This window comes from Bradyrhizobium sp. CCBAU 65884, from assembly GCF_028128835.1.
In the GTDB taxonomy this organism is placed as follows: domain Bacteria; phylum Pseudomonadota; class Alphaproteobacteria; order Rhizobiales; family Xanthobacteraceae; genus Bradyrhizobium; species Bradyrhizobium ottawaense.
This window is the reverse complement of sequence record NZ_LBJU01000133.1, coordinates 85,654-109,988: the sequence shown is the minus strand read 5'-3', so window position 1 is coordinate 109,988 and position 24,335 is coordinate 85,654. Positions and strand designations below refer to the sequence as shown.

Genomic DNA, 24,335 nt, shown 5'->3' with positions numbered 1-24,335 from the left:
CTCTGCCGCACAATGGATTCCGGGCCTGCGCCTCACGGCGCATCCCGGAATGACGATCGTCGAGGGTCGACATGAAGAAGGGGCAGAGCGTTTCCGCTCTGCCCCTTCTTCGTTGTGTGGCTCGCTGCGATCAGCGCATGAAGCCGCGGTGGTTATTGCCGCCGCCCGTGCTCGGGGCCTGGTTCATCGACTGGCGGAAGTTGTTGCCGCCGCTGTTGACCATGCGGTTGGTCGTGTTGAACTGCGGGCGATTGTTGTTCTGCACCTGCACCTTGTTCACCGGGTTGTTGTTGATCTTCACGCCGTTGTTGACGCGGATCGGGTTGTTCTGCGTCTGGACGTTGACCGGCTTCGTCTCGACCTTCGGGCCGCCCTTGCCGACATTCACCGGCACGCTGACGATCTTGCCGGGGGTGCCGTTGCCGGCGTCCGGCTTGTTGTTGGTCGCGGGCAGGGTCACGATCTTGCCGATGCCGCCATTGCTGGTGGTCGTGTTGGTCGGCGCAGGCAGGGTGACGATCTTGCCCGGGGTCTGCGACGGCGTGCCGTTCGGCTGGTTGTTGCCCGAGGGCAGATTGCCGATCTGGCCGCCATTGCCGAGCTTGCCGATGACATTGCCGTCGACCGGCTTCTGCACGATCGGCAAATTGCCGTTGATCTGACCACCGCCATTACCCTGCTGCAGCGGCATGTATTTGGGCTGGCCGAGATTGCCGATCTTGAAGGTCGGAGCAATGTTCTGCGGCGCCAGGAACTTGGTTGCTTGCATCAAGGGGATCTGCTTCGGCTGCGTCTGCAGCTTCAGCGCCATTTGCGCATAAGGGCTGTTGCCGTAGCTGTCGTAGAAGCTCTTGTAGGCAACCGGCGAATTCACCAGCACCGCCTTGTGCCAGGCCTGCGAGAGCAGGATGTTGTTGAGCAGCCAACGGACGTGGTCGCACAGCGGGTCGTGCGGGTACATCTGGATGAACTCCTGATAATATTCCGGCCGGCCCTCGGACACGACGTAGTCATAGGCCTGACGCGTCGAGCGGCTCGGCAGGTTGGAGGCCATCTGCACCACCGGCGCCCTGACGGGCGCGCGGTTGGCGGCAACCGCGGTGTCGCCGAAGAAGGTGAAGTCCGAGGTGAGCGAGGAGCTCTCCCACGGGATCTGCGCGCCGCTGGTGGATTGGTTCACCTGCAGGCGGACGCGCTTGAACAACTGCTCGATCGGCACGTTGGGTTCGCGCGCGACGTTCAGGAACGCCTGCGTGTAGGGGCTGTGACCGCCGGTGCCGTCGAGCGCTTCGGCGCCCGGCGCGGTCGAGTAACCGACGATCGAGCCGTTCGGCGCATCGACGATGGCGAGGCCGCGGCCGGCGTCATTGACATCAGGGAACGGATTGTTGCGGCAGGCATCGAGGATCACGATGCGCATGCGGCTCGGGATCGTCTCCAGCGTCGACATCACGTCGACGAGGCGCACCGAATTGTTGACGAGTTCGGTGGGGTTGGAGACCTTCGCATCGACAGGAACGAGATAGTTCTCGCCGGCGAGCTGCACGCCGTGGCCGGCGTAGTAGACCATCGCCACCGTGTTCGGGCCGCGCGAAGCGACCTTGGCGGAAAAGTCCTGCACCACGCGCAGCATGTCGTTCTGGGTCAGGTCGGTTGCGGCAACCACCTCGAAGCCGGCGGAGTTCAGGAACTGCGCCATCGACTGCGCGTCATCGTCGGGGTTCGCAAGCTGCGGCGCGTTCTGGTAGTTCGCATTGCCGATCACGAGCGCCACCCGCTGCTCCGGGCCTTGCAGGGCGCTAGGGGCAGGCTGGACCGGGGCAACTTGCGCGGATGCGCCGCACGTGAAGCCGAACAGGCTTCCCACGAGGCTAGCCGTCATCAAAAAGGGCTTTAGGCGGAACATGGCGTGCTCCTTTGGCACTGATCTCGATGCGAGATTGGTTGCGGCGAAGCCTGACCGCGTTCGAGTTTGAGGTCCGTGATCCCGGTCACCATGGTGGCCTCCGTGATCTGAATCACGCTCGGAACCTGCTATGGTGAGCGATCGATAAGGGGAACTGCCGTCACATGCTGAAATCGATCGATCCGATCCTGACGCCCGACCTGCTCTGGCTGCTGGCCTCCATGGGCCACGGCGACGATCTCGTGGTCGTCGACGCCAACCACCCGGCCACGCACATCGCCCGCAGCACCTCGTCGCAGCGCCTGATCCAGCTGCCGGGCATGACGATGGAGACGGCCGTCCGCGCCATCATGACGCTCTATCCGCTCGACGATTTCGATCCCGACCCGGTGCGCGTGATGGCGCCGGTCGACGATCCCGACCGCGTGCCCGACGTGCAGCGCGCCGTGCTGGCCGAGATCGAGCGTGCGGTCGGACGCGCCGTTGCTCCCGGCAAGCTCTCGCGTCCGGATTTTTACCGCGCGGCGGCGGCGGGGTTTGGTGTCGTGCAGGTGGGGGACAGCAGAGGTTACGGCTGCTTCCTGATCAGGAAGGGCGTGATAGGCTAGCCGGATTGGCGCATCAGCTCCGACGGCCAGCCAACCCGGACGAGAAGGCCGTCGGGGCCGTTGATGCCGACTTCATACATGCCCCAATCGCGGTGGCGCAGCACGCCGCCGGGCCGGATGATGAGATCGTTCACGCGCGCGGCAATGGCCTCGACCTCGGGCGTGCGAATGAAAATGCCAAAGGGATTGTGCTCCGGCACGCGCCACTGGCCATCGCCGGCTTGCGTGAGATGCACCTCGCATCCCCAGCCGCTCATGATGACATAGCCGGCATCGCCGCCGATGCGCGCAAAGCCGAGCCGTTCCCAGAACGGAATTGCGGCGGGAAGATCGTTGCTGGGAACGATCGCAAAGGCGCCGACGCGCGGGCTCTCAGGCATTCGGTCACTCCGGCACATGCAAGCGGTCCGCGCCGCGTTCACGCTGCGCGTTGCGAGTTTATCGAGAGCGGCCGCTCGGCAGAAGCGGCGAAACGTCCCGCACTCGAATTTGAATGGCGCGGCGGGAACTGACTGTCTATGGTTTCTCCATGTCCCGCTTTGTGTGTCTATTCGTTGCCATCATCCTATCGCTGCTGCCGACTGTGGCGTCCGCTGAGCCCGTTCAAAAGCGTCCCAAGCCCGTCTGGAAGGGCTACGGCTTCCTGCCGGGCTATCGTCAGCCGCTGAGCAACAGCATTCCGCTCTACAAGCAAAAGGAAGCGATGCGCCGAATGTCGCGCGCCGACCGGCGCCATTGGTACATCGACCCGGTGCCGCAATATTACCGCTGGGACGGCGAGTGGCACTATTTCGGCCGCCCCGGCTTCAACGGCGGCCGCTACAATGGCGGCAGTTTTGGTCCGTGCTGGACGCGCACGCCGATTGGGGCGGTGTGGAATTGCGGGTGACCAGCTGATCGCGCCGTCGCTGCGCTCGCAATGACGATGCGGAGAAAGTGTGCGCGCCTTCTCGCTTACTCGTGCCCCGGACGCAGCGCAGCGCTTCTTCAGCGGTGCGCTGCTGAGCCGGGGCCCATGTGGCAGCGGAGAGCATAGCCTCTGGGTCCCGGCTCTGCGCTGCAACGCTGGCGCGTTGTAGCTTGTCCGGGACACGATGCTCCCCCTTACGAGAAGAACGCGATCTTCTCGGCCTGGGTCATGCGGCGGATCGGGGCGAGGGGATCGTTGGCCGGCGCGCGGGGCTTTTGCAGGATGCCGCTGGCGAGGATGGTGGCGCCGAGCGAGGTCTCGGGCAAGGAAGCAGACAAGGGCGTGGGCGTGGGCAGCGACGTTGTCGGCGCTGCGGCGAAATTCGCCGTCGCGGCCATGGCCGGGGCCTGCTGCTCCATCACCTCGGCGGCGGCCTCCGCAATGGCGTCGGTGAGGCGCGCGAGCGAGTCCATGGCGATCGGCGCGTCGGCGGCGGGCTCTTCCGCCATTGGAGCGACGACCGGCTGAGGCGCGATCGGCTCGGCAAGCTCAGCGGTAATGGGCGCTGCGGCCTCCGCCACCATCGGCTCCGGAATGACCGCTTCCATCTCGACCGGCGCGATGATCTCGTCGAAATCAGGATCGGGCGCGGCCATCTCGAGCGCGATGGCCTCCAGCACCGCGTCGTCCTCGGCCTGCGCGGCTGCATCGAGCGCGAACGCGTCAGCGACTTCTGCGAAGCCGACGGGTTCAGGGGCCGGCTCTTCGGGCGAGACGGATTCGGGCGCGACGTCTTCTGGCGCGACTTGGTCGAGCGCGGTGCTCTCGACAGCCATCTGGCTCTCGGCCGCAATCTCCGGCGTAACAGCCGCGTCCATTGCCTGTTCCGCCTCGGCGAACGCTTCGGTGGCGACGGTCGCGTCAGCGGCTGCTTCGGGCTCGGCAGCCGCGGCGAGATCCTGCGGTGGCTCCGTAAAAGCCACGGATGCTTCGCTCGCCATCGCAGCGGGCGCGGTCTCGGCAGGCGGAGCTTCGGCGGCGAATGACGGCGCCTCCTGCACCGGAGCGGACGCGGGAGCCGCCGCCTGCGGCGTTGCGTCGCCGTCGGTCTGCTCCACCCGATCCCTCAAGAGATCGAATGCGGCCTTGAGCTCGACGCGGGGATCGATGGTCGAGATCTGTCCGCAGGCGGCCTCGATCGAGGCGAGCTGCGAATCAATGAGGTCGCAGATTCGCCCGTCGGCACCGATCTCGCGCCAGCGCCAGGAGATCTCCTTGATGATGCGCACGCCGCGCGGGATCGCGGCGAGGCTCGTCTCGATCGCGGCGGGATCGAAGGCGGCGATGGCGATCGTCTCGGCCTCGCGGATCGCGCGGCGGATCTCGATCAGGGCTTCGGGCAGGCGGTCCTCGACGACGGGTTGCCGCTGTGCCGCAAGGGTTTCTTCGATTTTCGCGACCGCGTCGAGCACCATGCTCGTGTCGGCGTTGCGGTTGCGCTTGGCGTATTCGCCGAGGAACCAGCGGCCGCGCGCCGTCTCCATGAAGGCTTCGCGGATCGCGTCGTAATCCTGCTCGTTCGGCTCGGCCGCGCGGGCAGACATGGGCGAAAGGGCGAATGCTTCGTTGGCCATTGCGATCTCGTCGCGCAAATCACCGCGCGTTACAGTAACGATCACCACGATATCGACCGAATCGCAATTGGTTTGATGGCACCCGAATCACAAATCCCCACACCAGCATCGGCGAAACGGCGATTCGCCGTCAGCCTCGCCCTGTTCTATTCGGCCGTCTTCGCGGTCTCGGGCACGCATCTGCCGTTCTTTCCGGTGTGGCTGAAGGCGATCGGCATCGACGCGGCCTGGATCGGCCTTATCAACGCGCTGCCGGCGATCACGCGCTTCACCACGCTGCCGCAAGTGACCGCCTTCGCCGAAAAGCGACATGCCATTCGCGCCGGCATGATGGTGTCGGTGCTGGCGACCGCGATCGGCTTTACGGCGGTCGGCCTGCAGCAGCAGCCGCTGGCGCTGTTCCTGATCTACGCGGCTACCTGCATGATGTGGACGCCGACGATGCCGCTGACCGATGCCTATGCGTTGCGCGGCGTCGCTCGTTACGGGCTCGATTACGGACCCTTGCGGCTGTGGGGCTCGGCGGCCTTCGCCGCCGGCTCGCTCGCCTGCGGCTATCTCGTAGACCACATCGCCGCGCGCGACCTGATCTGGGTCATCGTCGCATGGGCCGTCGTTGCGGTCGCAGCCGGCCTGCTGCTTCAGCCGCTGGACGATGTCAGGCGCAAGACGACGGAGAGGCATGCCGGCAAGGCGCTGCTGCGCGATGCCGGCTTCTGGGCCGTCATCGTCTCGGCCGCGCTGATTCAGGGCAGCCACGTCGCCTACTACACCTTCTCCGCCATCAACTGGCAGCTCCATGGGATCAGCGGGCTGACGATCGCGGGCCTGTGGACGCTGGGCGTGATCGCGGAGATCGTGGTGTTCGCGCTGTCGCCGCGCTTCTCGCTGCATCCGTCCACCATGATCGCGATCGGGGGTCTCAGCGCCGTGCTGCGCTGGATCGTCACTGCCAATGAGCCGCCGCTCGCGCTGTTGGCGATCGTCCAGCTCGGCCACGGCCTCAGCTTCGGCATGACCATCGTCGGCACGATGAATCTCCTGGTGCAGCGCGTGCCCTCGCATCAGATCGCGCGGGGGCAGGGCTATTACGCCGCGTGCAACGGACTGCTCGGCGCCGCGACCTCGATCGCGTCAGGTGCGATCTACGCCCGCATCGGCGATGGATTGTATTACGTGATGGCTGCGATGGCGGCGGCCGGCGCGCTTCTGATCTGGTCGGCGCGGCACCGGCTCAAGCCTCAGCCCCAGAGCGAAACGTCCGGCGGATAGACGAGGCTGTCATCGTAACGCAGGCCGTGATCGCGGTCGCGCGCCAGCAGCAAGGGGCCGTCGAGATCGACGAAGCGCGCCTGTGGCGTCACCAGCATCGCGGGGGCCATCGACAGCGAGGTTGCGACCATGCAGCCGATCATGATCTCGAAGCCGAGCGCCTGCGCGGCGTCCGCCATCGCGAGGGCCTCGGTGAGGCCGCCGGTCTTGTCGAGCTTGATGTTCACGGCGTCGTAGCGGTCGCGCAAGGGGACCAGCGAGGAGCGGTCATGCACGCTCTCGTCGGCGCAGACCGCGAGCGGGCGCTTGATCCGTGCCAGCGCTTCGTCCCGGCCGGCCGGCAGCGGCTGCTCCACCAGGGTGACGCCGGCGGCATCGCAGGCGGCGAGATTGTGCGCCAGATTGGCCTCGGTCCAGGCCTCGTTGGCATCGACGATCAGCTCGGATTCGGGAGCGGCCTTGCGCACCGCGGCGATCCGCTCGGGATCGCCGTCGCCGCCGAGCTTGATCTTGAGCAGCGGCCGGTGCGCCGCCTTGGCGGTGGCGGCCGCCATGGCCTCGGGGGTCCCTAACGAGATCGTGTACGCCGTGGTGCGCTCGCCCGGCACCGGGCGGTCGAGCAGGTTCCAGGCCCGCAGGCCCCCCGCCTTGGCCTCCAGGTCGATCAGGGCGCAGTCCAGGGCATTGCGGGCCGCACCGGGCGCCATGGCGGCCTGCAGGGCTTGCCGCGTCAGCCCGTCCGCGACGGCCTGCTGCATGGCCTGGATGGCCGCTAGCGTCGCCTCGGGCGTCTCGCCATAGCGGGGATAGGGCACGCACTCGCCGCGGCCGGTCAGCCCGTCCCGGCTGACCTCCGCTACGATAGTCACGGCCTCGGTCTTGGCGCCCCGGCTGATGGTAAAGCTGCCCGCGATCGGGAAGCGCTCGATTCGCGCCGCCAAGGCAGCAAATTTCATGGAAGTCATTTTGAACTCTGGCGAAATCTGAACCTGCTAGTTACCTCTAGCAACTAACATTAACCACTTGGGGATACCTTCTCTGGGTAAGGGCGCGTGCGCAACTATCTGATTTTCTCCGCCCCGGCACGGGAGCGGACATCTTGAATAGCGATCCGAAGCTGGAACGGATTGCCAAGGGCAACGCGCTGGCACTCTGCGCCACCGGGACGTGGACGGCCAACTTCGCGCCGGTCCTGGAGCGGATGGTGGCCGACGCCGAGAAGCTCGCTGGCGGACAGCAAAGCATCTTCATCGACGTCTCCGAAGTCGCCAAGCTCGACACGTTCGGCGCCTGGCTGATCGAGCGGCTGCGCCGCAGCCTGACCCAGGGCGCCGTCGAGGCGCAGATCGCGGGTCTGTCCGCCAATTATTCCAGCCTCGTGGACGAGGTGCGGCGGGTCAGGGCGACGGCCGTGGTCGATAGCGGCACGGTGACCATCACCGGCATGCTGGAGCAGATCGGCCGGACCGTGGCCGGCATCGGCGGCACGGTCGCGGGCCTCGTCGACATGCTCGGCGCCGTGCTCGCGGCGGGATTTCGCGTCCTGATCCATCCGCGCTCGTTTCGCCTGACCTCGACCGTGCATCACATGGAGCAGGTCTGCTGGCGCGCGGTGCCGATCATCGTGCTGATCACCTTCCTGATCGGCTGCATCATCGCCCAACAGGGCATCTTCCATTTCCGCCGCTTCGGCGCCGACATCTTCGTGGTCGACATGCTGGGCGTGCTGGTGCTGCGCGAGATCGGCGTGCTGCTGGTCGCGATCATGGTCGCGGGCCGCTCGGGCAGCGCCTACACCGCCGAACTCGGCTCGATGAAGATGCGCGAGGAGATCGACGCGCTGCGCACCATGGGCTTCGATCCGATCGAGGTGCTGGTGCTGCCGCGCATGATGGCGCTCGTGCTGGCGTTGCCGATCCTGGCCTTCCTCGGCGCGATGGCCGCGCTCTATGGCGGCGGTCTCGTCGCCTGGCTCTATGGCGGGGTCGAGCCCGAGGCCTTCCTGCTCCGCTTGCGCGACGCCATCTCGATCGACCATTTCATCGTCGGCATCGTCAAGGCGCCGGTCATGGCGGCCGTGATCGGCATCGTCGCCTGTGTCGAGGGCCTCGCCGTGCAGGGCAGCGCGGAATCGCTGGGCCAGCACACCACGGCCTCGGTGGTGAAGGGCATCTTCTTCGTCATCGTCATGGATGGCGTGTTCGCCATCTTCTTCGCCTCGATCGGGATGTGACGATGGCTCCCGAGATCCAAAATCCGATCATCCGCGTGCGCGACATCACCGTGCAGTTCGGCTCAACGCGCGTGCTCGACGGCCTCAACCTCGACGTCAAGCGCGGCGAGATCTTGGGCTTCGTCGGCCCTTCCGGTGCGGGCAAGTCGGTGCTGACGCGCACCATCATCGGTCTCGTGCCGAAGGTCGCGGGCTCCATCGAGGTGTTCGGCGTCGACCTGGATTCCTCCAACACGTCGCAGCGCCGCAACGTGGAGCGGCGCTGGGGCGTCTTGTTTCAGCAGGGGGCGCTGTTCTCCTCGCTGACCGTGCGGCAGAACATCCAGTTTCCGATGCGCGAATATCTTCGGGTCTCGCAGCGGCTGATGGACGAGATCACCATGGCCAAGCTCACCATGGTCGGCCTCAAGCCCGAGGTTGCCGAGCGCTTCCCGTCAGAGCTCTCCGGCGGCATGATCAAGCGCGTCGCGCTGGCGCGCGCGTTGTCGCTCGATCCGGACCTCGTCTTCCTGGACGAGCCGACCTCGGGCCTCGATCCGATCGGCGCTGGCGACTTCGACGAGCTGGTCAGGACGCTCCAGCGCACTTTGGGGCTCACCGTTTTCATGGTAACCCACGACCTCGACAGCCTTTACACAGCGTGTGACCGCATCGCCGTTTTAGGGAACGGTAAGATCATAGCGGCAGGGTCGATCGCCGACATGCAGGCCTCGCAGCATCCCTGGCTGAGGCAATACTTCCATGGCAAGCGCGCCCGCGCGGTCATGGGTTGAGTGGCGGGGTTGAGTAGCTGTGATGAGTAGCCGGAGCACCTGATGGAAACGCGGGCAAACTACGTCTTGATCGGGTCGTTTACGCTGGCGGTGATCGCCGCGGCGATCGGCTTCGTGCTCTGGTTCCAGTCGCTGCACACCACCAAGCAGCGCAGCCCCCTGCGCGTCGTGTTCGAGGGCCCGGCGGCGGGCCTGCGCAACGGGGGTAGCGTCAACTTCAACGGTATCCGGGTGGGCGAGGTGGTCTCGGTGAAGCTCGACAACCCGCGGCGGGTTGTCGCACTCGCCATGATCGAGAACAACGCCCCGATCCGCAAGGACACCCTGGTCGGCCTCGAATTCCAGGGCCTCACCGGCGTCGCCGCCATCTCGCTGAAGGGCGGAGACGAGGCCGCGGCGCCGCCGCCGCTCGACCAGGACGGCATCCCGACGCTGACGGCCGACCCCAACAAGCTCCAGGACGTCACCGAGGCGATCCGCGGCACGCTGCAGAACATCAACAAGATCGTCGCCGACAATCAGGAATCGGTGAAGAACTCGCTGAAGAATCTGGAGACCTTCACCAACTCGCTCGCGCGCAATTCCGAGAAGATCGACGGCGTCATGGCCAAGGTCGACGGCGTCATGCTCAAGGCCGACAACCTCATGCTCGGCCTCAACACGCTCGCCGGCGGCAAGGACGGCGGCGAGCTGTTCCAGGCGGTGAAGTCGATCCGCGAGCTGGCCGACGATTTCGACAAGCGCTCCGGCGCGTTGATGAGCGACGGCCGCCGCACCCTCGGCGACATCAGCCGCGCCGTGAACAATTTCGACCGCAACCCCACCCGCGTGCTGTTCGGCGCCAGCAACAGCAGCGCCCCACCGCCTCCGCCGCCCGAGCCGCCGAGGCCGGCCGCGCCGGAGCGCAGGCGGTAGCAGCGCGTCGTCCACGGACCTCTCCACTCGTCATTGCGAGCCAACGGGTCCGCGTAGCGCGGACCGATGACAGGCTCCGCGAAGCAATCCGGACTGTCTCTGCGGGGACGATCTGGATTGCTTCGTCGCTTCGCTCCTCGCAACGACGATTGGCGTGTCCGCCCCGTTATCGATTCCGTCATCCCTCAATCAGGGTGACGGGTTAGACCTCTCTTCGCAATGACAGGGCCGATACGAAAGTATGGGGGTCTGGCCGAGCCAAGGTAGGGGGAGGGGCTGGCCGTCATTGTCCGCTATATCGCGCTCAAGTCGCGCTCACGAAAAAGCGCGTCGACTTCACACACAGGGGAGGAGAGCGCGTGGTACGCCTGTTGCTGTTGTTGCCGTTCATCGGCCTGATGATCGTGCCGTTCTACAATATCGGGGAGCCGCATCTATTCGGCTTTCCCTTCTTCTACTGGTATCAGCTCGCCTGGGTGCCGCTGACCTCGCTCCTCACCTACATCGTTTACAGGAGCGCGCGCCGTGCTGACTAATGTCGATAGCGCGGCATTCGCCGTATTCCTCGCACTGTTCGTCCTCGTCACCGGCATGGGCTTCGTCGCCTCGCGCTGGCGCAAGCCGGAGACGCTCGCCCATCTCGACGAGTGGGGCCTCGGCGGCCGCAAGTTCGGGACCTGGATCACCTGGTTCCTGGTCGGCGGCGACTTCTACACCGCCTACACCGTGATCGCCGTTCCCGCGCTGGTCTACGCGGTCGGCGCCTACGGCTTCTTCGCGCTTCCCTACACCATCATCGTCTATCCCTTCGTGTTCGCGGTGATGCCGGTGCTGTGGAAGGTCGCCAAGGAGCGCGGCTACGTCACAGCCGGCGACGTGGTGCGCGGCGCCTACGGATCGCGCGGGCTCGAGCTTGCCGTTGCAGCCACCGGCGTGCTGGCGACGATGCCCTACATCGCGCTCCAGCTCATCGGCATGGAGGTGGCGATCAAGGCGCTGGGCCTGCACGGCGAGGTGCCGCTCGTTCTCGCCTTCCTGGTGCTGGCGCTCTACACCTATTCGTCGGGCCTGCGCGCGCCGGCGCTGATCGCCTTCGTCAAGGATATCATGATCTACATCGTGGTGATCGCCGCGATCGCGATCGTGCCGTCCAAGCTCGGCGGCTACGGTGCGATCTTCACCGCGGCGGATGCGGCCTTCGCCAAGAAGGGTTCGGGCGGCATCCTGCTGTCGCCGGCGCAGATCGTGCCCTATGCCTCGCTGGCGCTGGGCTCGGCGCTCGCCGCCTTCATGTACCCGCACACGCTGACCGGCATCTTCGCGTCGTCCGGCGGCAACACGATCCGCAAGAATGCGATGCTGTTGCCGGCCTACACGCTGCTGCTCGGCCTGCTCGCGCTGCTGGGCTACATGGGCCATGCTGCGGGCCTCAAGCTCGCCAGCAACAACGACGTCGTGCCCGAGCTGTTCAAGATGCTGTTCCCGAGCTGGTTCGCGGGCTTTGCCTTCGCCGCGATTGCGATCGGCGCACTGGTGCCGGCCGCGGTCATGAGCATCGGCGCGGCCAATCTGTTCACCCGCAACTTCTGGAAGGTGTGGGTCGATCCGAAGGTGACGCCGGCAGGTGAGGCGAAGGTCGCCAAGATCACCTCCATGCTGGTGAAGGTCGGCGCGCTGCTCGCCATCCTCCTGATGCCGACGCAGTTCGCGCTCGACCTGCAGCTGCTCGGAGGCCTCTGGATCCTGCAGACGCTGCCGGCGCTGGTGTTCGGTCTCTATCTGAACTGGTTCTCGAGCACGGCGCTGCTGGCCGGCTGGGCGGTCGGCCTTGCAGGCGGATCCTGGCTGGCATGGTCGGACGGCTTGAAGCCGCTGCACAGCATTGACCTCGGTGCTGGCCCGGTTGCGATCTACACCGGCCTGCTGGCGCTCGCGCTCAACATCGTGGTGGCGGTCGCGGTCAATTTGGTGCTCAAGCGCACGCCGCAGGAGCGGCTCTCCCGCGAGGCGGCCTGAGGTGACCTGCGAGCGGCGGCCGGCGATCCTCCGGCCGCCGCTCTCGTTCGGAATGAATAGTCTTTCATGCGATTGAAAACGTTTTAGTATCTGCCCTTGCTCCGACCCCGCTCGTCGCGGGCGGATCTGACGGTCTCGGGTGAGGATGTCTTGCAGGCGTGGTTCGTTCTTGCGGTCGCTGCCGGCTATGTGACCACGCTGTTCCTGGTGGCCTGGTGGGGCGACCGGCGGAGCGCCGGTGGGCCGCTGGTCTTGCCAAACTCCTGGACGGCCGCGATCAGCTATTGTCTGACGCTTGCGGTCTATAACACCTCGTGGAGCTTTTACGGATCGGTCGGGCGTGCCGCCACAAGCGGGCTGGACTTCGCCACGATCTATATCGGCCCGACGCTGGTGCTGCTGTTCGGCCAGAGGCTCCTGTCCAAGGTGATCGCGATCGCCAAGGCGCAGAACGTCACCTCGATCTCGGACTTCATCGCCGCGCGCTACGGCAAGAGCCAGGTGCTGGCGGCCTTCGTGACGCTCGCATCGGTGCTTGGCGTGCTTCCCTATATCGCGCTCCAGCTCAAGGCCGTCGGCAAGAGCTTCGACTATCTGATCCTCCAGCCTGAGCGCGCAGGCGGCGAGGCCCTGCGGTTCTGGCAGGATTCGGCGTTCGGCGTGGCGGCGTCGATGGCGTTGTTTGCGATCGTGTTCGGCGTCCGGCACGTCCATGCCAGCGAGCATCATCGCGGCCTGATGCTCGCGATCGCCTTCGAGAGCGTCGTCAAGCTGCTCGCCTTCCTGATCGTCGCGCTGTTCGTGCTGTTCGGACTATCGGGCGGGCCGGCCGCACTGCTGTCGCAATTTCAATCCGAGCCGCAACTGGCGGGGATTCTGAGCTTCGATCCGACGCAGCCGGTGTGGCCAGCGACGATCATCATCTCAGGCATCGCCTTTCTGTGCCTGCCGCAGGCGTTCCATGTCGCCGTCGTCGAGAACGAGAGCCCGAGCCACACGCGCACCGCAGCGTGGCTTTATCCGGCCTATCTCGCGCTGTTCAGCCTGCTGATCCTGCCGATCGCTGCGACCGGGCTGACCCGGTTCGGCGCAATGATGGACCCCGACACCTACGTCATCTCGCTGCCGATCGCGGCGGATGCGAGCACCGTCAGCCTGATTGCCTTCCTCGGCGGTCTCTCGGCCGCAACCGGCATGGTGATCATGACGTCGGTCGCGCTCAGCACCATGCTTTGCAACGACGTCATCATGCCGCTGCTGCTGCGCTCGCGCGTCTTCGGCCTGCGCGCGCGGAGCCGGCCGATGACCTCGGTCCTGGTGGCGGTGCGGCGGCTCTCGATCCTCGGCATCCTGCTGCTCGCCTATCTGATGCATCGTCTGGTGAACCAGTCTTATCCGCTCACCGTGATCGGCCTGCTGTCGTTCGTCGCGGTCGCGCAATTCGGTCCAGCATTCGTCGGAGGGCTGTTCTGGCCGCGGGCCAACAAGGCCGGCGCCTCGCTCGGGATCGCGGCGGGTTTCTGCATCTGGGCCTATACGCTGCTGCTGCCCTCGGCCGCGCCGCTCTGGCCTGGGATCGCGGAGATCGTTCGCAACGGCCCCTGGCAACTCGGCTGGCTCAAGCCGAACGCGCTGTTCGGTCTCGAAGGTATCGATCCGATCTCGCACGCCACGCTCTGGAGTCTCGGTGCCAATCTCGTCTGCTTCCTGGTGTTTTCGGCGTTCGGACGGCAATCGACCGTCGAGCGCAACCAGGCTGCTGCGTTCGCCGACGGTGTCGTTCGCGAAACGATCCCGAAGCTATCCTCGCGCGTGCTGGTCCGTCTCGACGATCTCCGGGCGCTGGCGCTGCGTTTTGTCGGCGCCGAGCGCGGTGCGGCGTCCTTTGACGGCTATCTTGCCGCTCGTGTCTCCGGCACCGGGCCGCGCCTCGATCCGTCGGGGCTCGTCGATCTCGACTCGATCCGGTTCACCGAAAACCTGCTCGCCGGCGCGATCGGTGCGGCATCCGCGCGGGTGGTGATCGCGGCGTCGCTCGAAGGGCATTCGCTGTCGCGGCGGGAGGCGATGGCGATGCTCGACGAAGCCTCGGAGGCGCTGCGTTTCAACCGCAGCCTCTTGCAGAGCACGCTCGAGAGCGTGCCGCAGGGCATTTGCGCGTTCGACGCCGATTTCAACATCACGGCCTGGAACGGCCGTTTCATTGCGCTCTTGGACCTGCCGCCGGATTTCGTGCGCGTGGGGCTTCCGCTGGCGGAGCTGATCGCCTTCAACGTCGAGCGGGGGGAGTATGCCGCCTCCGAATTCGCAGCGCTCCTGGTCAACCGTGACGTCGCCACGCAGATCTGGCCCTATCTCTACGAGCGCAAGCGGCCGGACGGCACGGTGCTCGAAATCGTCTATGACCGCACCGCCGAGGGCGGCTATGTCTCGACCTATACCGACGTGACCGAGCGCCACCGGGCCGCCGAAGCCCTGCGACGCGCCAATGAGGGGCTCGAGCTGCGCGTCCGCGAGCGGACCGAGGCGCTCGAACAGGCCAAGGCAGAGGCCGAGCAGGCCAATCTCGGCAAGACCCGTTTCCTGGCCGCGGCCAGCCACGATCTGCTGCAGCCGCTGAACGCGGCCCGTCTGTTCCTGTCAGCGCTCGACGAGAGCCTGAGTGTTTCGTCGCGCGCGGCTGACGCCGACAAGGAGCGCGCCCTGGCGAGCAGCGCGGTCACGGCGCTGCGCTCCACCGAGCATGTGCTCGACAGGCTGCTCGACATCTCCTCCTACGATGCCGGTGCCGTTCGCGCCGAGGTCCTCGACTTCCCGATTGCCGACCTCTTCGTGCAGTTGAACGTCGAGTTCTCGGCGATGGCACGGGAACGCGGGCTCGTCCTTCGCGTCGTCGATTGCGGCCTCGCGGTGCGCAGCGATCCGCATCTGTTGCGCCGGATCTTGCAGAACCTGCTGTCCAATGCGCTTCGCTACACGCCGAGGGGGCGCATCCTGCTCGGCTGCCGGAGGCGGGGCAGCGCGCTGCGCATCGAGATCTGGGACACCGGTGTCGGGATCGCGGCGGAGGACCAGAAGCGCATCTTCGAGGAGTTCCAGCGCCTCGCGCCCGGATCGGAGAAGGGATTGGGCCTCGGGCTCGCCATCGTCGATCGCGTGTCGCGGCTGCTGGGCCATGCGGTCGATGTCCGTTCGCGTCCGGGACATGGCTCGTGCTTTGCCGTCACGGTGCCGCTTGCGCGCGGACCGGGCCAGCCGCTTCAGCGCGGTCCGGCAATTGCCGCGCCGGTGGCGGCGGAGCGGCCTCTGACGATCCTGTGCCTGGACAATGACGCGACCATCCTCGACGGCCTCACGGCGCTGCTCGGTGATTGGGGACATCGCGTGCTGGTCGCACCAGACGCCGCCGGGGCGATGGAAGCGGCGGCGGCCGACGTGCCGGACGTCGTGCTGCTCGATTACCATCTCGATGGCGGCCGCAGCGGCTTGGACTTTCTCGACGAACTCAGGCAGAAGGCGGGCCGCGAGGTTCGCGCCCTGGTCGTCACCGGTGATCGCAGCGAAGCGGTCCGCAAGGAAGCGAGGGCGCGCGGCTGCGAGATCCTGTCAAAGCCGGTCAAGCCGGCGGCGCTGCGGCGCTTCCTCGGCAGCGAAGCCTTGAGTCGGCAGCTCGGGACGAAACAGAGGACTTCCTGACGATGCGCATCCTGATCGGCGATGATCATCCGCTGGTGCAGGCCGCCTTGCGCAGCGCGCTGTCGGCCGTGCTGCCCGATCTCGACGTCATTGCCTGCCAGTCACTGGACGAGGCGATCGGCGTGCTGACGGTCCAGTCGGGCGAGATCGACCTGATCCTCTGGGACCTGACCATGCCGGGCATCCAGGGATTTGCCGCGCTGTTCATCCTGTCGGCGCAATTTCCGACTGTGCCGGTGGCGATCATCTCGGCTCGGCAGGACGCCACCACGATCCGCCGCGCCATCGCCTATGGCGCCTCAGGCTACATCCCGAAATCGCTCGGCCTGCCCGAGATGGCCGAGGCGATCACCAGGATTCTCGCCGGCGAGATCTGGATGCCGCCCAATGTCGGCGGCCGCGGCTCGATCCAGAGCGCCGATGTCGAACTCGCCGCGCGCATGGCCTCGCTGTCGGCGCAGCAGCTGCGCATTCTCGCGATGATCGTGGAGGGCAAGCTCAACAAGCAGATCGCGGGCGAGCTCGACATCGCCGAGCAGACCGTGAAGGGCCACGTCTCGACGATCCTGCGCAAGCTCGGCGTCGGCTCGCGCACCCAGGCCGCCGTCCTCGCCGAGCGGCTGTCGTTCGGCCAGCCCAACGCGACCTGAACTCTTCCCGCAAAACAAAACAGAGGCCGCGAGGCCTCCGTTTTTCGTCGTGCGATTGGCGAGCCTTGTCGCTTACCCCAGCCGTCCCGCCGCATGCGCCAGCAGCGTGTACACCAGCCCCGTCTCCGAGGTCAGGTGGCTGCGCAGTTCCTGCGGGCCGCGGCCGTCGCGGGCGACTTCGTCGAGCAGGCGCTCGAACTCGGCGACGTAGCGGTCGACCGTGCCCTTGAAGTTGCGGTCGGCGCGGTACTTGCGGGCGACCTCGTCGAAGGCCTTCTGGCCGGCGGGCGTGTAGAGGCGCTTGGTGAAGGCCTTGTTCTCGCCGCGCTGGTAGCGGTCCCACATTTCGGCGGCGAGGTTGCGGTCCATCAGCCGGCCGATGTCGAGCGACAGCGATTCCAGCGGATTGCCGCTTGCCTGCGGCGCCTGCGGCTGCGGCGCGGGTGCGGCGCGGCCACGCGGAGCCTCACGGCCGGTCGGGGCGCCCTGATTTGCGTCCGTGCGGTTGAGGAGGTCCGACAGCCAGCCGTCACGGCCCTGGTCGTTACCGGCGGGCGCGACCGGCGGTGCATCGGTGCGGCGCGCGGCCGGCATGCCGAGGTCCGGCGGCGGCAGCGTGGAAGCGCTGCCGGTGTCGCGCATGCGGGTCTCGGCGCTACGTCCGCCCGCAGCTGCCATGATCGGCTCCTCCTGGCGCTGGACGGCGACGGACGCGCGGCCCGTCGTGGTGACGTCGAGGCCACGGCCATGCTGGGCCACGATGCGGTTGAGCTCGGCGAGGGCCTCGATCTGGTCGACGATCACCTTGCGCATCTGCGCAGTGCTCTCGGCGGCCTCCTGCGGCATCTCGAGCACGCCGCGGCGCAGCTCGTTGCGGGTGGCTTCGAGCTCGTTGTGCATCTCGAAGGCCATCTGCTTCATGCTGGAGACGAGGTTGGTGAACTTCTCGGTCGACTGCTTGAACATCGTGTCCGCCTCGTCCGTGGTCTGGCGGTAGATGTCGTGCATGGCCTCGATGGTCTGCCGGTGCTCTTCCTCGGATGCGACGCGCACCGCCTCGAACTGGCGGGTGATCGCCGCGGAGCCTGCGCCGGCGGTCTCGGCGACGACGCGGGCGATGTCGCGGGCACGCTCTTCGGCGGCCGCCAGCGATTCATCGAGCAGGCCGGTGAAGCGCGACAGGCGCTGGTCGAGATCGGCCGTGCGCAGGTCGATCGTGGTGACGAGCGATTCCAGCGCCTGCTTGCGCTCGGCGAGCGAGGCGGTGGTGTTCTTGTTGCTCTGCTCGACGACCTGCGCGGCGTCGACCAGGGCTTTGCCGTGCGCGTCGAACTGGGTCGACAGCTCGCCGAGATCCTGCAGCGCCTTCGTGGTCTTGCTGTTGAAGACGTTGAGCTGCTCTTCCAGGTTCTGCGTCGCCGCGCCGTTGCGCGAGGTGACGTCGTTCATCGCCGAGACGAAGTCGGCGACGCGCGTCACCAGCGCCCGCTCGAGCGAGTTGAGGTTGTCGTGCGCACCGGTCAGCACCTCCTGAAGCAGGATGTTGCCTTCGCGCAGACGCTCGAACAGCGCCACGGTGTCGGTACGCAGGATCTTGCTGGTCTCCTGCATCTCCGTGACGGCCGCGATCGAGACCTGGCGCGACTGGTCGATCGCCGCGCGCGAGGCCTGCTCGAGGTCCTTGAGCGACTTGCCGACCGCGCCGGTGGCGATCTCGCTCGCCGCGTTGATGGTGCGCGCGACTTCCGAGCCGTTGCCCATCATGGTCTGCGAGAACGCCTGGCCGCGCGTCTCGATCGATTTGAGCGCGTCCGAGGTGACGCGGTCGATGTCGAGCGTGAGCTGGCTGGTCTTGGAGCCGATCGCGTCGACCAGGGCGCCGCGCTTGGCGTCGATCATGTTCGACAGGCGGTCGGCCTGCTGCTGCACGTAGGTGACGATCTCGTCGGTCTTGCCGGTCATGGCCTGGCCGAAGCTGGAGCTGGCGGCGAGCACCGAACGCTCGACGTCGGACGAGCTCGACTTGACCCGCGAGCTCGCCTCGTTGGAGGCCGAGATCAGCGCGTTCTGGGCGTTGAGCGCGCTGGTCTGGATGTCGTTGGTCGCGTTCGCGGTGGCCGCGCTCAGCGTCCGTTCGATCTCGGTCGAGATCGTGCGGATCTGGCTCGCGGCGTCTGCCGAGGTCGAGGTCAGCGAGGTCTGGGCCTCACGCGCGCTGTTGAGGATGGTTGAGGCGGTGTCGGCACCGACCGCGGTCAGCGTGCGCTCGATGTCCGTGGTCAGCGACTTGATCTGGCTGGCCGCATCGGTCGAGGCGGAGATCAGCGAGCCCTGGGCCTCGCGCACGCCGCTGGTGAGCGCCTCGATGGTGGCGCCGCCGGCGGTTGCCAGTGCGCGCTGCATCTCGGCCGCGAGCGAACGGACCTGGCTGGTCTGCTCGGCCGAGACGGAGAGCAGGGTGGTCTGAGCGTCGCGGGCGCTGGTGGTGATCGTCTCGGCGGTGGACTGGCCGACCTGCGATAGCGAACGATGCACTTCGGCCGCGAGCGATTTGACCTGGCTGGCCGCCTCGGAAGACGCCGTGACCAGCATGTTCTGCGCCTCTCGCGCGCCGGCGGTGATGGTCTCGGCGGTCGAGGTGCCGGCCATCGAGAGCGAGCGTTGCACATCGGCGGTGAGCGACTTGACCTGGGCCGCCGCATCCGAGGACCCGGCAACCAGCGTGTTCTGCGCCTCGCGCGCGCCGCTGGTGAGGATCTCGGCGGTCGAGGTGCCGGCCATCGTGAGCGAACGCTGCACGTCGGAGGAGAGCGCCTTGATCTGATTGGCGGTCTCGCTCGAGGCCGCGATCAACGCGCTCTGCGCATCGCGAGCGCCGGCGGTGATCGATTCCGCCGTGGTGGTGCCGGCCATCGACAGCGAGCGCTGCACGTCGGCGGTGAGCGTCTTGACGTGGTTGGCCGCGTCCGAGGACGCCGTGACGAGGGTGGTCTGCACCTCGCGGGCGCCGGCCAGGATCGAGGCTGCGGTGGCAGAACCTGCCGCCGACAGCGTACGCTCGACGTCGGCCGCAAGCCCCTTGATCTGGTTGGAGGCCTCGCCCGAGGCTGCGACCAGCGTCGACTGCGCCTCGCGGGCGCTGCTCAGGATCGAGTTCGCCGAACCGGTGCCGACCGCGGTCAGCGCGCGCTCGACCTCGGCAGAGGTCATCTTGAGCTGGGCGTTGACGTCGGAGGAGACCGTCATCAGCGACTGCTGGGCGGTGCGCGCACCGGTCTGGATCGTCTCGCTGGTGTTGACGACGAGGTTGGTGAGCGAGCGCTCGGCGTCCTCGACATGCGAGCGGATCGCGGTCGAGATCATCTCGGCGCGGGACATCATGTCCTCGCTGGCCTGGCGGCCGCTGCTTTCGATGCGGCCGGCGACGGCCTCGACGCGCGAGCCGAGCAGATCCTCGAACTGCGCCACGCGCACGTCGATGTCGCTGGCGACCGAACCGACCCGGGTCTCGATGACCTGATGGATCTCCTGGAAGCGCGCCGTGACCGTGTCGGTCAGGTGCGTGCTGCGGCCGTCGATGATCTCGGTGACGCCGGTGATGCGACGGTCGACCGCCTCGATCGCCTGCGCGGTGCCGTCCGTGAGGGTGGAGGTCAGGAGGGTCAGGCGCGTGTCGATCGACTGCACGGCCTGCGAGGCGCCGTTCGTGACCGCGGTGGTCAGGTAGGTGAGGCGGGAGTCGATGGACTCGAGCGCCTGCGTCGCGCCGCCGGTGAGCGTCGAGGTGAGATGGGTCAGCCGCGTATCGATCGACTGGATGGTCTGCGAGGCGCCATCGGTCAGCGAGCTCGTGAGGTGGTTGAGGCGCGCATCGATGGTTTCGATGGCCTGCGTAGCGCCGCCGGTCAGCGACGTCGTGAGGTGGGTGAGGCGGGAGTCGATCGACTGGATCGCCTGCGCGGCGCCATCCGTCAGCGAGGTCGCGAGCGTGTTGATGCGCCCGTCGATGGTCTCGGTCATGGATTGCGCGCGGGTGTCGAACGACTGTTCGAGCGCGGCGACGCGGCCGACGAGCTGCTCGTCGAAGGTCTTGATGTGACCATCGATCGTGCCGTCGAGGCTGGCGATCTTGCCGTTCAGCGAGGCGTCGAGGTGGTTGACGCGTTCGCCGACCGTGGTCTCGAACTGCACCAGGCGCTGGTCGAGCAAGGCCGTGATCTCGCCGCCGTTCGCGGTGAAGCGGGTGTCGAAATTCTCGACATAGGTCTTCAGCGACTCGTGGATGTCCTGCGTGCGCTGGCCCATGCGCTCGACGATCTCGCCGCCGAAGGTCTTCACGGTGCGGTCGAACTCGGAGATGTGGCGCGTGATCAGCGCGCCCAGCGTGCCGGAGTCGCGGGCGAACTTCTCGACCAGCTCGGTGCCCTGGTTCCTGACCAGCTCGTCGAACGCGCTCATCTGCAGCGACAGCGAATCGTGCGCGGTCTCGGTCTGGCTGACGACCTTGGCGACGAGGGTGTTGACGGTGGCGTCGAGCGCCTCGCTCGCCTTGTCGCCGCTCGTCAGGATCTGGCCGGCGAGGCGGTTGCCGGCGTCGTCGATCTTGGCGGAGAGGTCGTTGGAGCGCAGCTCGAGCTCGAGCAGCAGCGAGTCCGAGGAATTCTTCAGGCTGTCGTGCACCTGCTCGGTGCGCTCGGAGATGCCGTCGACGATCGCGGCGGAGCGCTGCTCGAACTCGCCGGTGATGCGGTCGATGCGCTCGTTCAGCATCTCGTGGACGCGGTCGGCGAGGTCGACGAATTCGTCGTGGACGTGGCCGGTCTTGAAGTTGAGGCTGGTGGTCAGCCGCTCGCTGGCATCGAGCACGGCGCGCGTGGTCTCGTTGCTGGCTTCCTCGAGACGGTCGAGCAGGTCGCCGCCGCGCTCGCCGAGCGCCAGGATCATGTTGTCGCCGGCATTGCTCAGCGCGCTGGTGATGTGCGCGCCGCGCTCTTCCAGCGCGCCGGTGATGGACTTGGCGACCTCGTCGACACGCGAGGCGATCGCATCAGAGATCAGCGCGATGTCGTGGCGCAAATCGATCTGCACGCCGGAGATGGCGCTGCGGACCTGCTCGGCCTGGCCGACCAGATTGTCGCGCTGATGGGCGATGTCCTGGAGCAGGGCGCGGATGCGCACTTCGTTGTCGGAATAGGCGCGTTCGAGCGCGGCGACCTCGTTGGCGACCAGCGTCTCGAGCTCGCCGGCGCGCGCGATGGCGCGCTCGATGCCGTCGCCCATCGCCGCGACCTCGCGGCGGATGGCCTGGCCGACGGTGACCATGGAATCGGAGGCCGAGCCCTCGGGCTCGGAGAAGCGGATCGCGACCTGCGCCATCGCCTGCGCGATCATGCGCATTTCCTGGCCGCGCCAGACGAGGCTCGCAAGGAAGTAGAACAGCATGATCGGCGCGAAGAACATCGCGATCAGGCCGGCGATGACGAGCACGCCGCCGCTCTGGCCCATGGCGGCCTGGATCGAGGGCAGGAAGCCGAACGTCAGCGCGGCGCAGGCGGCGAGCCAGACGCCGGCGAAGATGGTGGCGAAGGTGTAGACGCTGCGGGCAGGGCGGCCCTTCTGAAGCGCCTGGAGCAACTGGCCGATGGTCTCGCGGTCGTCATTGGCGGCGCGGCGCGAAGAGCGCGGCTCCTCGACCGGGTCGAACACGGTCGAGCGTTCGTTGGCGGCAGGGCGCGGCTCGAAGCTCGGCTCGTCGAAGATCGGGGGCGGCGGCGCCACCGAAGGCGCGGTTTCGTTGCGCATCGCGGCGTTGCGGCTGGTGTCGGCAGCCGTGTCGCTGATGTTCAGGGCTTCCTGGATCGCAGAAAGCGCAACTTCTGTGGGGTCTTTGACCTTTTTCGGAGTGTTCGCCATGTTCAGTCCGAGCCCTCGTTACTTGTACGCGTCCCCCCGCGAGCCCTGCGCGCTACGCAAGCCCACAGACCGGATCATGCCGCTTGCGCGGATCTCCGAGCCGTCCCCACCCGGACGGCTTGTCCGCCAATTTCCGCAACATCCTATTGGCAGAGCGTCGCGAATGAAATGCCCGCGATTAAGACAATCTTAATCATCGTTAACAGGATCGCGCCGTAACGCCTTAGCAATAAATGCAATTCTCCACTGGACTCGGCCGATTGCGGCAACTTTTCGTCAATAATCCGGCGGAACTGCGTTCAAGACCCCCAACATTTCGTTAACCATTTCCATGCTTGGGTGAGGCGAACTCACCGCCGAACCGGCGGAACCGTCGCGCGATGCCGGGGCCTGCGCCATGACGCCTGAACTGCAACGGATGGACTGGATGCCCTCGCCCCCGCTTGCACCCATCGACAGCCCGCTCGACCTCGACCATCTCTCCCGGATGACGCTCGGCGATGCGGATCTGGAACAGGAAGTGCTCGCCATGTTCGCCGAGCAGGCTGTCCGCCTGATCGCGGCGATGGCGGCGCTGCCGGCCGAGGCCGGCGCATTGGCCCACAAGCTCAAGGGCTCGGCCCGCGGGGTCGGCGCCTTTGCGGTGGCTGATGCCGCAGCAAGCCTGGAGATCGCGGTCCAGACCGGCCATGACCAGCGCCACGCCCTCGCCGCGCTGAAGGAGGCAGTGACCGAGGCCCGTGCCGCCATCGAGGCGATGCTGAAGCCTTGAGGCCACGCGGCCGAGCCGGACTCTAGTCTCTTGTTTTGACGCGTTTTCTTCCCGCAAAGCGGGATTCACTTCGGCTGAAAACCCTATGGCGCCGGGCTGATCGACCCGTTATAGGACAGCCCGGACCCTCCTTCATTCCCAGCACCGCGGCAGCACGAGCACACATGGCCAAGATTCACTTTGTCGACCACAAGGGCGAAACCCGCACGGTGGAAATCGAGAACGGCGCAACCGTGATGGAAGCCGCGATCCGCAACAGCATTCCCGGCGTCGAGGCCGAATGCGGCGGCGCCTGCGCCTGCGCGACCTGCCATGTCTATGTCGACGAAGCCTGGCGTGAGAAGGTCGGCAGCCCGACGCCGATGGAAGAGGACATGCTCGATTTCGGCTTCGATGTGCGCCCGAATTCGCGCCTGTCCTGCCAGATCAAGGTCTCCGACGATCTCGACGGTCTCGTCGTGACGACACCGGAACGCCAGGCCTGATCTTTCAAGCCTGCTCCTTCTTGCGATTTACGAAGCGCTCGGCGGCGCGACTTCGATGCCGCGCTTGTGCCAGGGTCTGAATTTCTCGATCACCTCCGCGGTCAGCGGGGCCGGCCGGCGCGTCGCCTCGTCGAGCAAGACGCCGACCGAATTCGCCGAGGCGATGCATTTTCCCTCCGAGAACACGACCTGCTCGAAGGTCACTGACGTCCGTCCGAGCTTCACTACGCCGAGGCCGAGCTCGATCGTGTTTGGCCAGTGCAGTTCGGCGCGGAAATGCATGTCGAGCCGCACCATGATCCAGGCGAGGCCCGGCGGGGTCAGACCGTACTGGGGAAGCTTCATCAGCGTGACGCGGCCGGTCTCGAAATAGGTGGCGTAGACAGCGTTGTTGACGTGCTGGTTGGGGTCGAGATCGCCAAAGCGGACATTGTCGCTGAGGCGGAAGGGGAAGTCCTCCAGACGCGGCGTCGTGTCGAGGCGGCTTGGTGCGTTCACCGATTGATCTCCGTCATATCCATCCTCGTTACAACCCAGTTATCCTGACCCGGC

18 protein-coding genes are annotated in these 24,335 nt (G+C 66.6%); 12 read left to right on the top strand and 6 right to left on the bottom strand.

Features of this window, described 5'->3' with window-relative positions; all coding sequences use genetic code 11:
* Positions 1–130: 130 nt before the first annotated feature.
* Positions 131–1,906 (bottom strand): caspase family protein, encoded by a 1,776-nt coding sequence (locus XI03_RS36915; RefSeq protein WP_271594873.1) that lies wholly within the window; start codon positions 1,904–1,906, stop codon positions 131–133.
* Positions 1,907–2,070: 164 nt separating this feature from the next.
* Here XI03_RS36915 and XI03_RS36910 point away from each other — a divergent pair, with 164 nt between their 5' ends.
* Positions 2,071–2,514: an RbsD/FucU family protein gene (locus XI03_RS36910; protein ID WP_028143304.1), complete on the top strand. Its 444-nt coding sequence runs from the start codon at positions 2,071–2,073 to the stop codon at positions 2,512–2,514.
* Here the strand turns inward: XI03_RS36910 and XI03_RS36905 are convergent.
* On the bottom strand, positions 2,511–2,894 hold the full coding sequence (locus XI03_RS36905) for a glyoxalase (RefSeq protein WP_271594872.1): 384 nt from the start codon (positions 2,892–2,894) through the stop codon (positions 2,511–2,513). The genes XI03_RS36910 and XI03_RS36905 overlap by 4 nt on opposite strands.
* Positions 2,895–3,043: 149 nt before the next feature.
* On the opposite strand from XI03_RS36905, the gene XI03_RS36900 reads away from it, so the two are divergent.
* On the top strand, positions 3,044–3,403 hold the full coding sequence (locus XI03_RS36900; protein WP_038971722.1) for a hypothetical protein: 360 nt from the start codon (positions 3,044–3,046) through the stop codon (positions 3,401–3,403).
* 215 nt (positions 3,404–3,618) lie between these two features.
* On the opposite strand, the gene XI03_RS36895 is transcribed toward XI03_RS36900, so the two are convergent.
* Positions 3,619–5,058, bottom strand: a complete 1,440-nt coding sequence (locus tag XI03_RS36895; protein WP_271594871.1) for a hypothetical protein — start codon at positions 5,056–5,058, stop codon at positions 3,619–3,621.
* Between the two features lie 75 nt (positions 5,059–5,133).
* Here XI03_RS36895 and XI03_RS36890 point away from each other — a divergent pair, with 75 nt between their 5' ends.
* Positions 5,134–6,330, top strand: coding sequence for an MFS transporter (locus XI03_RS36890; protein ID WP_271594870.1), 1,197 nt, complete (start codon positions 5,134–5,136; stop codon positions 6,328–6,330).
* On the opposite strand, the gene dgcA is transcribed toward XI03_RS36890, so the two are convergent.
* Complete coding sequence (gene dgcA, locus XI03_RS36885) at positions 6,300–7,295, bottom strand: N-acetyl-D-Glu racemase DgcA (protein WP_271594869.1); 996 nt, start codon at positions 7,293–7,295, stop codon at positions 6,300–6,302. The two genes, XI03_RS36890 and dgcA, sit on opposite strands and share 31 nt — an antisense overlap.
* A gap of 134 nt (positions 7,296–7,429) precedes the next feature.
* Between dgcA and XI03_RS36880 the strand changes: the two genes are divergently transcribed.
* The 7 genes from XI03_RS36880 to XI03_RS36850 all read left to right on the top strand — a co-directional run bounded on the left by XI03_RS36880 (position 7,430) and on the right by XI03_RS36850 (position 16,613).
* Positions 7,430–8,563 carry an MlaE family ABC transporter permease gene (locus XI03_RS36880; RefSeq protein ID WP_271594868.1) on the top strand — a complete coding sequence of 378 codons (1,134 nt, stop codon included), beginning with the start codon at positions 7,430–7,432 and terminating at the stop codon, positions 8,561–8,563.
* 2 nt (positions 8,564–8,565) lie between these two features.
* Positions 8,566–9,336 carry an ABC transporter ATP-binding protein gene (locus tag XI03_RS36875; RefSeq protein ID WP_028143297.1) on the top strand — a complete coding sequence of 257 codons (771 nt, stop codon included), beginning with the start codon at positions 8,566–8,568 and terminating at the stop codon, positions 9,334–9,336.
* Positions 9,337–9,378: 42 nt separating this feature from the next.
* Positions 9,379–10,251, top strand: coding sequence for an MlaD family protein (locus XI03_RS36870; RefSeq protein WP_028143296.1), 873 nt, complete (start codon positions 9,379–9,381; stop codon positions 10,249–10,251).
* A gap of 359 nt (positions 10,252–10,610) precedes the next feature.
* Entirely contained in the window at positions 10,611–10,787 is a 177-nt protein-coding gene (locus XI03_RS36865; RefSeq protein WP_028143295.1) for a DUF3311 domain-containing protein, read from the top strand.
* Positions 10,777–12,267, top strand: coding sequence for a monocarboxylate uptake permease MctP (mctP, locus tag XI03_RS36860; protein WP_038949069.1), 1,491 nt, complete (start codon positions 10,777–10,779; stop codon positions 12,265–12,267). The genes XI03_RS36865 and mctP overlap by 11 nt, the downstream gene beginning before the upstream one ends.
* Positions 12,268–12,417: 150 nt before the next feature.
* Entirely contained in the window at positions 12,418–15,963 is a 3,546-nt protein-coding gene (locus XI03_RS36855; protein WP_271594867.1) for a hybrid sensor histidine kinase/response regulator, read from the top strand.
* Positions 15,960–16,613 carry a response regulator gene (locus XI03_RS36850; protein ID WP_271594994.1) on the top strand — a complete coding sequence of 218 codons (654 nt, stop codon included), beginning with the start codon at positions 15,960–15,962 and terminating at the stop codon, positions 16,611–16,613. The genes XI03_RS36855 and XI03_RS36850 overlap by 4 nt, the downstream gene beginning before the upstream one ends.
* Before the next feature lie 72 nt (positions 16,614–16,685).
* Here XI03_RS36850 and XI03_RS36845 read toward each other — a convergent pair whose 3' ends face one another.
* Entirely contained in the window at positions 16,686–22,526 is a 5,841-nt protein-coding gene (locus tag XI03_RS36845; RefSeq protein ID WP_028143291.1) for a negative regulator of septation ring formation, read from the bottom strand.
* A 397-nt stretch (positions 22,527–22,923) separates the two neighbouring features.
* Here XI03_RS36845 and XI03_RS36840 point away from each other — a divergent pair, with 397 nt between their 5' ends.
* Together XI03_RS36840 and XI03_RS36835 are read left to right on the top strand one after the other, a co-directional pair.
* The gene (locus XI03_RS36840) at positions 22,924–23,298 is read left to right on the top strand and encodes an Hpt domain-containing protein (protein WP_271594866.1); all 375 of its coding nucleotides are present in this window, start codon (positions 22,924–22,926) and stop codon (positions 23,296–23,298) included.
* Positions 23,299–23,462: 164 nt separating this feature from the next.
* A complete protein-coding gene (locus XI03_RS36835) occupies positions 23,463–23,783 on the top strand; it encodes a 2Fe-2S iron-sulfur cluster-binding protein (protein ID WP_018317347.1) in 321 nt (106 codons plus the stop codon).
* Positions 23,784–23,810: 27 nt separating this feature from the next.
* On the opposite strand, the gene XI03_RS36830 is transcribed toward XI03_RS36835, so the two are convergent.
* Entirely contained in the window at positions 23,811–24,281 is a 471-nt protein-coding gene (locus XI03_RS36830) for an acyl-CoA thioesterase (protein WP_271594865.1), read from the bottom strand.
* Between the last annotated feature and the right edge of the window lie 54 nt (positions 24,282–24,335).

Excerpts from the sequence above, each read along its gene's own strand:
- XI03_RS36915 (WP_271594873.1), bottom strand. The coding sequence starts at position 1,906 with ATGTTCCGCCTAAAGCCCTTTTTGATGACGGCTAGCCTCGTGGGAAGC.
- XI03_RS36910 (WP_028143304.1), top strand. The coding sequence starts at position 2,071 with ATGCTGAAATCGATCGATCCGATCCTGACGCCCGACCTGCTCTGGCTG.
- XI03_RS36905 (WP_271594872.1), bottom strand. The coding sequence starts at position 2,894 with ATGCCTGAGAGCCCGCGCGTCGGCGCCTTTGCGATCGTTCCCAGCAAC.
- XI03_RS36900 (WP_038971722.1), top strand. The coding sequence starts at position 3,044 with ATGTCCCGCTTTGTGTGTCTATTCGTTGCCATCATCCTATCGCTGCTG.
- XI03_RS36895 (WP_271594871.1), bottom strand. The coding sequence starts at position 5,058 with ATGGCCAACGAAGCATTCGCCCTTTCGCCCATGTCTGCCCGCGCGGCC.
- XI03_RS36890 (WP_271594870.1), top strand. The coding sequence starts at position 5,134 with ATGGCACCCGAATCACAAATCCCCACACCAGCATCGGCGAAACGGCGA.
- dgcA (WP_271594869.1), bottom strand. The coding sequence starts at position 7,295 with ATGACTTCCATGAAATTTGCTGCCTTGGCGGCGCGAATCGAGCGCTTC.
- XI03_RS36875 (WP_028143297.1), top strand. The coding sequence starts at position 8,566 with ATGGCTCCCGAGATCCAAAATCCGATCATCCGCGTGCGCGACATCACC.
- XI03_RS36870 (WP_028143296.1), top strand. The coding sequence starts at position 9,379 with ATGGAAACGCGGGCAAACTACGTCTTGATCGGGTCGTTTACGCTGGCG.
- XI03_RS36845 (WP_028143291.1), bottom strand. The coding sequence starts at position 22,526 with ATGGCGAACACTCCGAAAAAGGTCAAAGACCCCACAGAAGTTGCGCTT.
- XI03_RS36840 (WP_271594866.1), top strand. The coding sequence starts at position 22,924 with ATGACGCCTGAACTGCAACGGATGGACTGGATGCCCTCGCCCCCGCTT.
- XI03_RS36835 (WP_018317347.1), top strand. The coding sequence starts at position 23,463 with ATGGCCAAGATTCACTTTGTCGACCACAAGGGCGAAACCCGCACGGTG.